Origin of the sequence: Allobosea sp. OAE752 (genome assembly GCF_050433265.1) — a bacterium.
GTDB lineage: Bacteria > Pseudomonadota > Alphaproteobacteria > Rhizobiales > Beijerinckiaceae > Allobosea > Allobosea spartocytisi.
The window spans coordinates 284,435-298,616 of the sequence record NZ_JBNPXO010000006.1; the positions used below are offsets into that span (position 1 = coordinate 284,435).

Sequence of the window (14,182 nt, forward strand, 5' to 3'; positions counted from 1 at the left end):
TGCTCAGGCGAGCTTGCCGACGGAGCCTTCAAGCAGGTCCCAGGCCTCCTTGCCGAAGCGCTCCTGCCAATCCTTGTAGAAGCCAGAGTCGCGCAGCTTGGCGCGGAAGGAGTTTGGGTCGGTCTTGTTGAACGCGAGACCCTTCGACTGCAGATCGGCCTGGACGGTCTCGTTGAGCTTCTTGATGTCGTTGCGTTGGGCCACGCCGGCATCGTTGATCGCGGCGGCCACGATCTTCTGCACGTCCGGCGGCAGGCCGCGCCAGGCGCGGCCATTGGCGATGAACCAGAAGCCGTCCCAGATGTGGTTGGAGACTGCGCAGCTCTTCTGCACCTCGTAGAGCTTGGCGACCTGAATGATCGGCAGCGGGTTTTCCTGCGCATCGACGATCTTCGTCTGAAGCGAGGAATAAACCTCGGAAAACTGGAGGCTCGCCGGCGACGCGTCGAGCGCCTTGAACATCGCGATCGACAGCGGGCTGACAGGCACGCGGATCTTGAGGCCGGCCATGTCCTTGGCGCTCTCGATCGGGCGACCCGAGGTCGTCATCTGGCGGAAGCCGTTATCCCACATCTTCTCGAAAGCGTAGAGGTTCACCTTTTCGATCGCCTGGCGGACATGGGCGCCGACGGGGCCGTCCATCGCCTTCCAGACCTGATCATAGTCGGAGAAAGCGAAGCCCACGGCATTGATCGCCGCGACCGGCACCAGCGTCGCGATGACAAGCGCCGAGGGGGTGAAGAAGGTGATGCCGCCACTGCGGACCTGGCTCAGCATGTCGGTGTCGCCGCCCAGCTGATTGTTCGGGAAGATCTTGATCTCGACGCGCCCGTTCGTCTCCTTGGCGATGCGGTCAGCGGCTTCCTGCGAGCGGATGTTGAGCGGGTGGCTCAGGGGCAGGTTGTTGCCATACTTCAGCTCGATCTCGGCGGCCCGGGCGACGAGGGGCGCTCCAATCAGCGGCAAAGCCGCGCCGATGGTGGCGCCGCGCAGAATCGTCCGACGAGTCACTTTGGTCATGTCATCCTCCCGAATGGCCCTCGATGAGCCTTGTCTTGATCTTGGGGGGAACGATAGAAAGGCAGAATGATCGTCGTCAAACTCAAATACTGATGGTTTTTGATGGATTCGGATGTCGCTAAGCATCCACCCGAACCGACTGTGACCGTGGTCGATCCGCATCGGCGGCGTCAGCTGGCCACGGTCGTCGATGTGGCGCGGCTCGCTGGCGTCTCGACCGCGACCGTGGACCGTGTGCTGAACCGGCGTCCGGGCGTCCGGCCGGTCACGACCGAGAGGGTCCTCAGGGCGGCCGCCGATCTCGGTTATGTACTGGATGCGGCCTTGCCTGCCGGTGCGCTGAAACCGCTGCGCCTCGCCTTCCTGTTGCCGGCTGGCAGTAACCGCTTTCTCGCCGGGCTCGGCCGGCTCGTGGTGGAATCGCGCGAGCGACTCGCGTCCTTCAATATCCGCGCGCGGCTTGACCACATCGACAGCTTCAATCCCGAGCTGCTCGCACAGCATCTTCGGACGGTCGGTCGCGAGGTTGAAGGCATCGCCTTCATGGCGATCGAGCATCCCATGGTGCGCGAGGCCGTCGACTGGCTCGCGGAGCGCGGCGTGCCAACTGTGACGCTGATCTCCGATATCGCCAATACGCGCCGCGTCGCCTATGTCGGGCTGGACAATCGCGCAGCCGGGCGGACGGCCGGGCAGCTCATCGCGCGCTTCATCGGATCACGGCCCGCGAAGGTGGCGATGATCGCCGGCAGCCTGAGCTACCGCGCCCATGAAGAGCGCGAAATGGGCTTTCTCTACCTCTTTCGGGAACGTTACCCAGCGATAGAGGTCGTCGGGCTGCGCGAGGGCCATGACGAGGAGGCGCGCAACTACCGTCAGACCAAGATGCTGCTCGCCCGGCATCCCGATCTGGCGGGCATCTACAACATCGGTGGCGGGCCGGAGGGAATTGCACGCGCCCTGAAGGAGGCTGGCCGGCAGAACGACGTGGTCTTCGTCGGCCACGGGCTGACGCCGGAGACGCGTAGCCTCCTGATCGACGGGGTGATGGATGCCGTCATCAACCAGAATCCGCAGGTGGCGCTGATGGATTGCGTCTCCATCTTCGCCAACATCCGGGCGGGCCGCCACCCGCCGGAGGGGACGGCACGGCCTAATATCGAGATCGTGCTGCGCGAGAACCTGCCGTGATAAGCAGCCATTGCTCGTGGCGCTCCGCTTGGCGCTCAGAGATCACAATGCAGCTGGCATGCTACGCCCGCCAGATGGCAGCTATCGGATGTCTGCAGTTGGCCCCTTGCTGACTCGTGGAGCGTCTGCTTTCCGGCAATCCAGTTTGCGCGGCGATACGATTGGCAAAGTTGGCTCATTCTCAACCTCCTGGCCTCCAGTCAATGCACGAAGCTTGCGGCTGACGGCGAGCTTTCGCGATCGACGCTTCTGCGGCAAGCTAGCCGCCTGGAACTGCCATCAGCGAAGCAACCTTGGTTGGCTTTGTCAGCTCGAATAGGCCATCCTGGATCGGGTTCAGGCGATTGTGCAACCTTCCATGGCCATCTTCGCTCGCTCGTTTGCCGGAGGGCAATCGCATCGATGCCCTCCATTCATGCCATTTCTCCTGAACGCGTTCACAGGCGCGCTGTGGACGACGACCGGGAAGGGGCTCAATCATGGAAAAAAGCGCGCCGGCCTAAAGCTCGAAAGCTCTGGTCGCGTCCTTCCATTAACGATCTCATCGGCGGCCATCGCCCCTAAGACCGGCGACAGCGTCGCGCCGCTATGGGTGACCATGACGTAGTAGTTCTCGACACCCGGCACCGGGCCGATGGCCGATAGACCGTCCTGCGGAATCGGCCGCACGGTGACGCGCGCGGCTTCCGGCTTGAGCGGGGCGAGGCCGGGCAGAATGCGCAGCAGGCGGTCGACGAGATCCTGCGCCTGCTCCATGCCGGGATTGACGCCGATCTCCGGCGTCACCGTGGCGTCGGCTGCGCCCCAGTGCAGCATCAGGCGCCCGGCTCCATCCGGCCGGAAGTCGCAGATGGGGCTGGCGATGACGCGCTGGATGCTGGCCGGAACGGGCGGCGTGAAGACGAGGAAACCGATCGTGGGTGCCAATGGCACGTTCGGCGCTGCGGCTCCAACCGTGTCGTTGGACCAGCGCCCGGTGCAGTTGACGACGATGTCGGCATGGAAGGTCTCGCCGCCTTCGCTGCGCACGCCCTTCGCCCGGCCTCCCTCGACGATCAGGCCGGCCACCCTGGTCTGCGTCCGCAATGTCGCGCCATGGCGCCGCGCCGCACTCATCATCGCATGGGCATAGACCACCGGGTCGAGCCAGCCATCGTTTGGGTACCAGGCGATCGGCGCGTCGCCGACGGCCTCGGGCGCGATGTCCGGCTCCAGCTCCAGCAACTGCTTGCGGTCGATCCATTCGGCCGCATAGTCCCAGCTCCGCAGCCGCTCGACCTTGGCCTTCAGCGCGGCTTGCTCGGATTCCGCCCGCCACTCGATGCGTCCGCCGCCGTGCCACCAGGGCGTCGCGCCGAACTCGTCCTTCAGCGCCGCATGGGCCCGCATGCCGGCCACGTTGAGGTCGTGATAGGCACGCGGCGTCTTGTTCGAGGAGTTCGTCCAGGCGAAGGAGATGCCGGATGTCCCGCCGCCGACGCGTGTCGCCTCGAGCACGGTGACCTTGGCGCCGGCGCGCGCCAGCCGGTAGGCGACCGACGTCCCGAGGACGCCGGCGCCGACGACAATGATCTCAGTCATGATCCATATCCGCTAGAGAAGGGGGAGGTTCGAATAGGCTTACGCCGCGCGCTTCGCAGCCCAGCCGTCGCGCACCAGCGATTTCAGTTCGGCGAGCGACATCGCTTCGAGGCCGATCTCGCCGAGCAGATCGTTTTCCGCCGCGAAATCCCGGCCATAGAGCGCCGAGAAGATGTCGACGCCGGCCTGGTGCAGCGTCGCGGGCCGGCCGGCGAGCTTGCCGAGCAGAACTGTCGGATGCAGGCCGAAGGGGGCGTCCTCCAGGACATAGCGCGTGTCGATACTGCTCGGTCCGTTGCCGCCATTGCCGCGGGCAGCGAGCTGGCGCGCCATCTCGCCGACCGGTCCGGGCTCGACATGGAAGGAGAGATTGTAGTGCTCGCGGATGGTGCGGACCTTGTAGCCGGCGGCTTCCGCGATGGCGAGGCGCTCGGCGTCGAGGGCTTCGAGCAGGCGGCCGACGGAATTGGTGTTGTTTTCGTTCTGCCCCCAGGTCTCGCCATGCTCCATGCGGGTGAAGTTGCACAGCGCGATGCCGAGATGGTTCTGCGGGTTAAGATTGGACAGCGAAATCGCCAGCGCGTCGTCGCGCTGGACGAAGCGATCGCCGAACAGCTGCTGGCAGATTGTCAGCCCCCGCTTGGAGGCCGAGACGGGAATCGTCGCGATGTCGACCTTCGAGCGGACGGTCGAGACGTTGACGCTGGCATCGCCGGTCCTGCGGCCGGCGGTCACCGTCGTGCCCCAGACGACGACCGGCACGTCGAGCCCGCGCTCGGCGATCTTGCGGGCGATATAGAGGCCGCTGAACGAGGTGTGGGAGCTTATGATGACGACCTGCCCGACCGCGAGATGCGGGGCGGCGGCGTCCATCGCCGCGCGGTGGCCATTGGCCGGCAGGGCGAAGAGCACCGCCCCGGCCCCGGCGACCGCCTCGGCGGCGCTCGCGGCGACCGCGACCTTGAAGCTGCCGGTCAGGCTGCCGGTCGCCGTCAGAGGTTCGCCCTTGGCGAGGCTCCGGCCGCTCTTGCCGGATGGCGACCACAGCACCGGCTCGTGGCCGAGGGAGGAAAGAAGGGCGGCATTGCCATAGGCAATCGAGCCCGCACCGAGCACAGCGACACGCATCGTCTTGATCCTTGGGAGTTTTGTTGGGGTGGTCTGGGTGGACCGGGCAAGAGCGCCCGGTCCGTCGCAACGAGGCCCGGGACGTCAGTAGGTGTAACCGGCCTTTTCCATGTACTGCTTCGCCAGGTTGAAGTCGTAGGCGATCGGCTTCAGCAGGTCTTGGTCGTAGAATTCCGAGGTGAACGGCATCGGCACCGTGCCGGGCTTGCCGAAGCCGGCAACGACGTTCTTGATGATCTGCTCACGCGGGATCATGTGGCTCATCGCCTTGCGGACATACATCGCCGCTTCCGCGGCGCGGCTGGGGTCCTTCTTGCCGAGCGGCGTCTCGACGCCGGTGCCGAAGACCGGATGGTTCAGGTTGAGGCAGGTCTGCATCCACTTGAACGAGTCGAAGCGATTGACCTTGCCCCATGACGGATCGACGGTGCTGAGCAGGCCGCCGACATCGTACATCGGGTCATGCGCGTCGATGGCGCCGGATTTGATGGCGCTGAGCAAGGCATCGGCGCCCTCGATATTGACCACGTAGAAGGTCTTGACGTTGCCATCGGTCTTTCGCCAGTAGTTCTCGTTCTTGCTGTATTTGTAGGCCTTGCGCGAGGGGTCGAAGCCCTGCGGGATCCAGGGCCCGGTGCCGACGCCGCCCTTCGCCGCGAAGACCTTGCCATCCGAGGTCTTGACCGGGAAGGTGCCGAGCCAGGTCGAGATGACGTGGCCGCGCAATTCCTCCGGCTTGATGTCCTTGTAGGCATGCTTCGGCATGATCGCGATGACCGGCAGCAGGAAGTCGTAGAACAACATGTTCGGTTGCGGCAGCGTCACCGTGATCTCATGCGTGCCGGTGACCTTGTAGGCGTCGCGCGAGCCCATCACCGCTGACAGCGTCGCCTGGAACAGGCTCGCATAGGTCTTGTCGATGATCGTGTCCCAGGTGAACTTGACGTCCTCGGCGGTGAACTCCTCGCCGGAATGCCATTTCACGCCCTTGCGCAGGCTGATGACCCAGCTCTTGCCATCCTCCGAGCCTTTGACCGTTTCAGCCAGCGCCGGGACAAGCTTCTTGTTGGCCCAGCTGTCATATTCCATCAGCGCGTTGTAGACCGGGCCGAAGATGTTGGATTCATTATAGCCGCTGCCATACATCGGGATGAGCTGGCTCGGCGGCTGCCAGGAGGCGAAAGTCGCGGTGACATCACCGGTCGCGCCCTCGATCGACCAGTCCTCCGGCCGCGGATAGAAGACCGGGTTATAGGTCGTCGATTCCATCCCCTTTAGCTTCGGATTGGTGATGATCACCTCTTCCGGATAGAAGACGATGTGCAGCGGCTCGATCTCGTACCAGCGCTTCACGAAGGCGGCCATCGCCGTCTTGCGGTCCTCGGGCGTGATCGCGCGTGAATATGTCTCGATGGCCGCGTCGATCTGCTGGTCGGCGACGCGATAGTAGTTCTGCCCGTTCGGAGGCACGTTCTTGCTGTGGAACAGCGCCTCGGGGCTCGGCGCCAGCCCGTTATAGTAGATCCGCTCCGAATACATGTCGAAGCCACCCTCGACATGGGTCTTGCCGCTGTCGTTGGCGCGCCGCGCGATGACCACGGAAGGCGGTTGGTAGCTCGCATTGACGTCGATGCCGAGCCGCGCGAACTGCTTGCCGATCAGGTCGGTCCAGATCATGCGCGACTGCAGGTTGTTGAAGATCATCAGATAGAGCTTGAAGTGGGGCGGCTTTGCCAGAGCGGGCTCGGGCAGGCCGCCGGCTGCGAGCGCAGCGGCCCCCGCGCCGGTCCATTTCAGAACGTCACGTCGCGTCGATTTCTCAGACATCGTTGTCCCCTCTTCTGGTTGATTGGAAACGGAAGTGACGGTGTCGCTCAGGCCTGGAAGCGCGCCGGGCGGAACGCCTCCAGCTCCGGCCGCTGGCGGCCATGCAGTACCTCGTCTGCCACGACCTGGCCGAGGAAGGGCGAGAGCGTGACGCCGCTATGGGTGACGACGACGTAGTAGCCGTCGACCCCGCGCGCCGGCCCCACCGTCGAGAGCCCGTCCGCCGGAATCGGCCGCATCGTGGTGCGCACGGCCTCGGCCTTGACGCCCTTCAGCCCCGGCAGGATCTCGGCGGCGCTGGCGATGGCGATCCGCGCCTCCTCGCAATCCGGCGTGCGGCTTTCCAGTGCGGCGAAGCGGTCGTCGAGCGAATCCTTGCGCACCATCAGCCGCCCGGCACCGTCCGGCCGGACATCGACATCGGGGGCGTGGAAAGGTCGGCGCAATGCGACGCCGACCGGCGGCGTGAACACCAGGAAGCCGATCGTCGGCGCGAGCGGCACGTTCGGCGCGGTCTGGCTCACCGTCTCGTTCGACCAGCGGCCGGTGCAGTTGATCACGAGATCGGCCTCGTGGAGCGCGCCGCTTTCGTCCCGCGCGCCGACGACGCGGCCATTGCGCGTTTCCAGCCCGGTGATCTTGACGCCGGTCTTGAGCGCGGCACCGTAGCGCTGGCGCGCGGCACGCAGCATGGTGCCGGCATAGAGCACAGGATCGACCCAGCCCTCCTCCGGGCAGAACACGATCTGGGCATCGTCCGGAACCGCATCGAGGGCGATTTCCGGCTCAAGCTCGCCGAGGCGCTTCTTGTCGATGAACTCGGCCGCGTAGCCCCATTCGCGCAGCCGCTTGACCTTTTCGGCCTGCGCAGCGACCTCCGCCGGATCGACGCGCCATTCCAGGCTGCCGCTCTGGTGGAACCAGGGCGTGGCGCCGAATTCCTCCTTCAGCGCCGCATGGGCCCGCATGCCGGCGACGTTGAGGTCGTGATAGGGGCGCGGCGTCTTGTTGTTGGAGTTGGTCCAGGCGAAGCTGACGCCCGAGGTGCCGCCGCCGATACGGTCGGCCTCCAGCACGGTGACCTTCGCCCCGCCCTGCGCCACCCGGTAGGCGACCGAGCTGCCGACGATTCCGGCTCCGACGACGATGATGTTCATCATGGCATGTCCTGTGGGTCTGGTCCGCATTAGCGCGGGTTGTGGCAAGCGAAGGCGTGGGCGCCGTCCGGGGCGGCGAGCGGCGGAACCTGTCGGGAGCAGATCGGCAGCGCCGCCGGGCAGCGGGTGTGGAAGACGCAGCCGGAAGGCCGCTTCACCACGCTGGGAATCTCGCCGCTGATCGCGTCGCGCGGCTTCTGCCGGGCCGGATCGGGCACCGGAATCGCGGAGATGAGGGCCGCGGTATAATGATGGCGCGGCCGGGCGAAGATCTCGTCGACCTCGCCGATCTCGACGAGATTGCCGAGATACATCACCGCGATGCGGTTGCTGAGGAAGCGCACCGAGCTCAGATCGTGCGAGATGTAGAGATAGGAGAGCTTCAGCTCCTCCTGCAATTCGGCGAGCAAGTTGAGGATCTGGGCGCGCACGGAGACGTCGAGCGACGACACCGGCTCGTCGCAGATCAGCAGGCGCGGCTCGACGGCGAGCGCGCGTGCGATGCCGATGCGCTGGCGCTGGCCGCCGGAGAATTCATGCGGGTAGCGGTCGGCATGCTCGGCCGGCAGCCCGACGCGCTCCAGCAGCGCCTCGGCCGCGCCGTCCCATTGCGCCGGGGGAACGAGGCCGTGAACCCTGAGCGGCTCCGACAGGATCTGCCGGACGCTCCAGCGCGGGTTGAGCGAGAGATAGGGATCCTGAAAGACGTATTGCATCTGCCGGCGCAGCGCGAGCACCTCCGGCCGGCGGTCGCGTGAGAAGGTCGCGCAGACATCGGTATCGCCGAGCCTGATCGCGCCGGAGCTCGGCGGGACGAGATGCAGGATCGAGCGAGCGGCGGTGGTCTTGCCGCAGCCGCTCTCGCCGACGATGCTCAGCGTCTCGCCCTCGTCCAGGCTGAAGCTGATGTCGTTGACGGCGCGGATCTCGCCCATGACCTTCTGGCGGAACAGGCCGCGCCGGTGCAGCGGATAGCTCTTCACCAGCCCGTCGACGCTGAGCAGCGGCTTACGGCTCGTACGCTGGCGGGGCTCGGGCACGGGAGCGATCGCGGTCTCAGCCATGGCCGGGCACTCCGGCGCTGCCGCGCTTCAGGCAATGGACGACGCGGCCGGGCTCGATTGCGGCGGCCTGCGGCACGAGCTGCGTGCAGTCCGGCGCAGCCTCCGGACAACGCCCGGCGAAGCGGCAACCGCCGCCGAGCGGCTGGCCCGGCGTTGCCGCGAGCCCGACCGTCGGCAGGCGCTCGCGCCTCCCTTCGGCATCGGCGGCGTAGCGCTTGTCGATCCGCGGCGTCGAGGCGAGCAGGGCTTGCGTATAGGGGTGCGACGGCCGGGCAAAGACGGCGTGCTTGTCGCCGGTCTCGCAGACCTGGCCGGCATACATCACGGTGATCCGGTCGGCTATGCGCGCCACCACGCCCATATCGTGGGTGACGAAGATCATCGACATGCCGAGCCGCTGCTTCAGCTCCTCGAGCAGGTCGAGGATCTGCGCCTGGATGGTGACGTCGAGCGCCGTGGTTGGCTCGTCGGCAAGCACCAGCGCCGGATTGCACAGCAGCGCCCGCGCGATGCAGACCCGCTGCTTCATGCCCCCGCTCATCTCATGCGGGTATTGCGACAGGCGCGGGCCGGGATCGGTGATGCCGACGAGACGGAACAGCTCCTCGACGCGCTGCAGTGCAGCCGCGCGCGGCAGCTTCTCGTGAACCTTCAGGATCTCGGCAAGCTGGGCGCCGACGGTCAGCAGCGGATTGAGCGAATAGCCGGGGTTCTGGAAGATCATGGTGAGGCGTCGCCCGCGCAGCTTCTGCATCTCGCGCTGCGATTTCACCGCGAGGTCCTCGCCCTCGAACAGGATGCGCCCGCCCGCGATCCGCGCTGGCGGCGGCAGGAGGTTGAGGATCGCCAGGCTCGACAGCGTCTTGCCGCTGCCGGATTCGCCGACGATGCCCATCGTCTCGCCGGCACGCACTTGGTAGCTAACGTCCTCAATAACCCGGATCGGCGCGTTCCAAGGCGGGAACTGGATGCGCAGATTCTCGACCGAGACCAGCACGGGCGCCTCGATGCCCGCGGCTTCGGACTGTTCCGGCTCAGCAGATGCGGCCTGTCTTTCAGCGGTGAGGCTCGTCATCAGGCTTTGGCCCGCGGGTTGAAGGCGTCGGTCAGCCCGTCCGCCAGGAGGTTGAAGCCGAGCACGGTGACGAAGATCGCGAGGCCGGGGCTCAGCGAAGCCCAGGGCGCGACCTTGAGCGCCTCGTAGTTGAAGTAGAGGAGCTGGCCCCAGCTCACTGCGGCCGGATCGCCGAAGCCGAGGAAGCCGATCATCGCCTCCGCCAGCACGGCCCCGCCGATGCCGAGCGCGATGATGACGATCAGCGAGGGCAAGGCGTTCGGCAGGATGTGGCGGAACAGGATGTCGCCCGAGGTCGCGCCGATGCAGCGTGCCGCCTCGACGAATTCCTGGTTCTTGAGCCGCAGGAACTCGGCCCGCGTCATCCGCGCGATCGGCGCCCAGGAGAAGACGCCGATCAGCAGGATGATCACGCCGAGATTGAGATAGGGCACGCTTTCGAAGGGCGTGTTGACGATGGCGACGCCGAGCAACCGCACCACGGCGAGAATGACGACGAACATCGGGATGACCAGGAAGAAATCGGTGAAGCGCATCAGCACCTCGTCGGTGGTTCCGCCGCGATAGCCGGCAAAGCCTCCGACCAGCACGCCGATCACGGAGGCGATCGACATCGCGCCGAGCCCGACGGCGAGCGCCGTCGGCGCGCCGTAGATCAGGCGGCTGAGCACGTCGTAGCCCATGCGGTCGGTGCCGAGCCAATGCGTCCAGCTCGGCGGCGCCTTGGCGCCGGGGTCGAGCATCGGGCTCTGGTCATGCGCATCGAAGGGCGCGAGGAAGGGGCCGATCACCGCTGTCGCGACGACGAGCATGACGAGCACGAGGCCGAGCATGCCGGTGCGGCTCTTCGTGAAGCGCTGCCAACCTTGCCGCCAGATCCCCTTTGCGGGCTTGGGCAGCGGCTTTGGCAGGGATGCGTGGCTCGCGATCGTCTGGTCGGTCACGCCGCTCACTCCAGGCTGATGCGGGGATCGATGAGGACGTAGATCACGTCCGTCAGCAGGGTCGTGCAGATCAGCATGAAGGCGATGACCGCACTCGCGCCCATGATGACGGGGTAGTCGAGCTGGTGGATCGCAGCGACATAGAGGGAGCCCAGCCCCGGCCAGGTGAAGACGGATTCTGTCACCGGCGCGGTGCCGAGCATCAGGCCGATCAGCAGCCCGAGATAGGTCAGCATCGGGATGAAGGCGGCGCGCAGTGCGTGAACGTAAATGACGCGCCGCTCGGGGATGCCGCTGGCGCGCATCGCGGCGATGAAGTCGCTCTTCAGCACGTCGACCATGTTCGAGCGCATCAGCAGCGTCAGCGTCGCGGTGTTGAAGAAGGTCAGCATCGCGACGGGCAGCACCATGTGCCAGAGCGCGTCGAGCGTCGGGCTGCCGCCGAGCGGGTTGCGGGTCGAATAGGCGCCGTAGCTCGGCAGCCAGTCGAGCGTGTAGGAGAACAGGAAGATCAGCAGGATGCCGAGGAAGAAGGCCGGCAGGGACTGGCCAAGCAGCGCCGTGCCCATTACCGCGAAATCCGAGCGAGAATGCTGGCGGCGGGCGGCCGTGACGCCGAAGAGGATCGCGATTGCCAGCGCGATCAGGATGGCGGGGACCTGAATCTTGAGGGTCTGCCAGCCCCAGGTCAGGATCAGCGAACCGACCGGCTGATTATAGACAATGCTGGTGCCGAAATCGAGGTGGAGCAGCCGCCCGAGCCAGAGCAGGTAGCGGGTGAGCGGCGGCTGATCGAGCCCGTAATAGGACTTCATGCGCTCGATCACCTCGCCGGTCATGCCGGGCGTCTCTGCCATCATCAGCTCGATCGGATTGCCGATCGCGTTGATCAGGAAGAAGATCGCTGCGCTGACGCCGATCATCAGGATGATCGCAAAGATCAGCCTCCTCGTCAGAAAGACGAAAACCCGCATTGCGGCCAGTATCTCCCGTTCAGATTGGCCATAGATCTCCCGTGTTCTGGATGCGCTGTGCGGCGCAGCCAGGACCGGGTCCCGTTTGTTTGATCTATGTCAATGACAGCGAAGGTATGGACCGGAAATCGAGGCGTCAAAGAATATGATTTTGCCAGTTCATTCCTGCAGGTTATGGCGTTCGTGCCGACCTGGACCTTTGCGGCGCCCTCCCGCTCCTCACGAATCCGCGCTGTAGCCGAGCCGTTTCAGCTCGTCCTCGATATCCCGGATCAGTGCGTCGGCCAGCGAGGAGCCCGTCAGGGTGTTCGGACGCAGATGCCAGACCGGAGAGAAGATTTCCGGCGCGAAGGGCTTCGCGACGAGGCCGCGTCCGATGAAGCTGTGCGCGTTGAGCTCGTCGACGAGCGCGATCCCGGCGCCATTGGCGACCAGGGCGCTGGCGACGTTGGCCATTGGCGCGTCGATGAACATGCGTGGCAGCACGCCCGCCTGCTCGAAGACCTTCTCGACGAAGATGCGACGATCCGGCGATCCGATCGAGACGAAGTTCTCGCCGTCGAGATCCTCGGGCCGGATCGTCTTCAGCCCCGCGAGGCGATGGCCTTCGGGCACGGCACAGACATTGGGGATGCGCGCGATCAGGCGGCAGATGACATTGGGATGCGGGGTGAAATGTTCGGTGATCCCGACATCGATCTGCCCGGCGATGACCCATTCGATGATGCGGTCGGAGCTGCGCGAATGCAGCTTGACCGAGGTTTTCTCGTGTTGCCGGCAAAAGCGCGTCAGCAAAGGCGGGATGAGCGTCCCTGCCAGCATCGGCATGACGCCGAGATTGAGCCGCCCGAACTGCAGCTCGCGAATGTCCTTTGTCATCCGCTCGAGACGTTCGACGCTTTCCCAGGTCCGCTGAACCTCCGCGAAATACAGCTCGCCGTCCCGTGTCGGCTTGAGGCGTCCCTTCATGCGCTGGAACAGGATGATGCCGGTGCTGCGCTCGAGCTGGTTCAGCATCTTGCTGGCGGCCGGCTGCGAGACCGACATCGTCTCGGCCGCCTGGGTCAGCGTGCCGAGATGCATGATGTGGCGGAAGAGCTCGACATGCCTGAGATTCACCGTCATCCGTCCCCTCGCAGACATGCGACCGCTGCGTCCTGTGCCCGTGGCTGCGCAGTTCGCGGAGCGATACTCCCCCAATGGCGTCCTGCGGGGAAGCGCCTGAGACATTGAGGGAAGGCCCCGGGCAGAGAGCTGGGTCGGCCGCGGTCAGACTCAGCCCGCCGCGCTCCGGAAAGGCGGCGGCGGCTTGAGGCTGGCGATGAAAGTTTCGACCAGCTTGCTCGTCGGCCGGCCGCGCTGGCGGAACAGGAAGATCGGAACCCGTATCGCCGGCCGGAAGCTGCGAAAGACGAGGCCATGGCCGTCACGCATCCGCGCCGCCTCGCTGTCGACGATGCCGACGCCGCAGTCGGCGGCCGCGAGCGCGCAAATGGTCAGGCCGAGACTTGCATCGATGATCGTCCGGGGATGCTGGCCGTCGCTTTCCAGAGCCTGGGTCAGCTTGCGGCGGAACTCGTCCTCGGGGCCGAGCGCGATGATCCTCTCATTCGCGAGATCGGATGCCTCGATGAAGGGCTTGCCCGCGAGCCGATGCCCTTCCGGCAAGGCGATGACCCCTTCGAGGTCGAACAGCTTGCGACGGGAGAGATTGTACTCCTCGCTGCGGAGCTGGGCGATGCCGAGATCGATCTCGCCGCTGCCGACCAGCCGCGCGGCGTCGGCCGAATTGCTCGAATGCAGCGAGATCGTTACGTCGGGATGCGCTTCGGAGAAGCGGGCGACCATCGCCGGAAGCCAGGCGATGCCCAGCGCGGGAATGGTGCTGACGACGATGCGCCCCTGTTTGCGGTCGCTGAGACCGGCGGCGAAGCGCGCCAGATTCTGCATGCCGAAATAGGTGCGCTCGACCTCGGTATAGAGCAGCCGCGCCTCCTCGGTCGCGGCGATGCCCTTGGTCGTGCGCGCGAAAAGCCGCAAGCCCAGCTCGGCCTCCAGCAATTTGAGGGCCTTGCTGACCGCGGGCTGCGAGATGCGCAGGATGTTGGCCGCCTCGGTGATCGAGCCGGAATCCATGATCGCCTTGAAGACTTCGACCTGGCGGTAATGCATGGCATGACCATAACCTGAGTTCATATAGATCGTAAATTTATGAATTTGA

Annotated in this window: 12 protein-coding genes; 1 reads left to right on the forward strand and 11 read right to left on the reverse strand. The window is 65.6% G+C overall.

Features of this window, described 5'->3' with window-relative positions:
* Nucleotides 1-3: 3 nt before the first annotated feature.
* Nucleotides 4-1,020 carry a TRAP transporter substrate-binding protein gene (locus GGC47_RS17910; RefSeq protein WP_142023161.1) on the reverse strand — a complete coding sequence of 339 codons (1,017 nt, stop codon included), beginning with the start codon at nt 1,018-1,020 and terminating at the stop codon, nt 4-6.
* Between the two features lie 141 nt (nt 1,021-1,161).
* Between GGC47_RS17910 and GGC47_RS17915 the strand changes: the two genes are divergently transcribed.
* Nucleotides 1,162-2,211 (forward strand): LacI family DNA-binding transcriptional regulator, encoded by a 1,050-nt coding sequence (locus tag GGC47_RS17915; RefSeq protein ID WP_370955035.1) that lies wholly within the window; start codon nt 1,162-1,164, stop codon nt 2,209-2,211.
* Nucleotides 2,212-2,688: 477 nt separating this feature from the next.
* Here the strand turns inward: GGC47_RS17915 and GGC47_RS17920 are convergent, their stop codons facing one another.
* The 10 genes from GGC47_RS17920 to GGC47_RS17965 all read right to left on the reverse strand — a co-directional run bounded on the left by GGC47_RS17920 (nt 2,689) and on the right by GGC47_RS17965 (nt 14,133).
* Nucleotides 2,689-3,792 carry an NAD(P)/FAD-dependent oxidoreductase gene (locus tag GGC47_RS17920; protein ID WP_133560831.1) on the reverse strand — a complete coding sequence of 368 codons (1,104 nt, stop codon included), beginning with the start codon at nt 3,790-3,792 and terminating at the stop codon, nt 2,689-2,691.
* Between the two features lie 39 nt (nt 3,793-3,831).
* A complete protein-coding gene (locus GGC47_RS17925; RefSeq protein ID WP_142023163.1) occupies nt 3,832-4,920 on the reverse strand; it encodes an NAD/NADP octopine/nopaline dehydrogenase family protein in 1,089 nt (362 codons plus the stop codon).
* Nucleotides 4,921-5,004: 84 nt separating this feature from the next.
* On the reverse strand, nt 5,005-6,747 hold the full coding sequence (locus tag GGC47_RS17930; RefSeq protein WP_038363347.1) for an ABC transporter substrate-binding protein: 1,743 nt from the start codon (nt 6,745-6,747) through the stop codon (nt 5,005-5,007).
* Between the two features lie 47 nt (nt 6,748-6,794).
* Nucleotides 6,795-7,907 (reverse strand): NAD(P)/FAD-dependent oxidoreductase, encoded by a 1,113-nt coding sequence (locus tag GGC47_RS17935; protein WP_185748049.1) that lies wholly within the window; start codon nt 7,905-7,907, stop codon nt 6,795-6,797.
* A 26-nt stretch (nt 7,908-7,933) separates the two neighbouring features.
* Nucleotides 7,934-8,968: an ABC transporter ATP-binding protein gene (locus tag GGC47_RS17940; RefSeq protein ID WP_370955034.1), complete on the reverse strand. Its 1,035-nt coding sequence runs from the start codon at nt 8,966-8,968 to the stop codon at nt 7,934-7,936.
* Nucleotides 8,961-10,043 carry an ABC transporter ATP-binding protein gene (locus tag GGC47_RS17945; RefSeq protein ID WP_370955033.1) on the reverse strand — a complete coding sequence of 361 codons (1,083 nt, stop codon included), beginning with the start codon at nt 10,041-10,043 and terminating at the stop codon, nt 8,961-8,963. Before GGC47_RS17945 ends, GGC47_RS17940 begins: the two co-directional genes overlap by 8 nt.
* The gene (locus tag GGC47_RS17950; protein ID WP_142023167.1) at nt 10,043-10,987 is read right to left on the reverse strand and encodes an ABC transporter permease; all 945 of its coding nucleotides are present in this window, start codon (nt 10,985-10,987) and stop codon (nt 10,043-10,045) included. Before GGC47_RS17950 ends, GGC47_RS17945 begins: the two co-directional genes overlap by 1 nt.
* A gap of 5 nt (nt 10,988-10,992) precedes the next feature.
* A complete protein-coding gene (locus GGC47_RS17955) occupies nt 10,993-11,961 on the reverse strand; it encodes an ABC transporter permease (protein ID WP_370955032.1) in 969 nt (322 codons plus the stop codon).
* A gap of 219 nt (nt 11,962-12,180) precedes the next feature.
* On the reverse strand, nt 12,181-13,086 hold the full coding sequence (locus GGC47_RS17960; RefSeq protein WP_429068579.1) for a LysR substrate-binding domain-containing protein: 906 nt from the start codon (nt 13,084-13,086) through the stop codon (nt 12,181-12,183).
* A 150-nt stretch (nt 13,087-13,236) separates the two neighbouring features.
* Nucleotides 13,237-14,133, reverse strand: coding sequence for a LysR family transcriptional regulator (locus GGC47_RS17965; RefSeq protein ID WP_038363354.1), 897 nt, complete (start codon nt 14,131-14,133; stop codon nt 13,237-13,239).
* Nucleotides 14,134-14,182 lie beyond the last annotated feature (49 nt).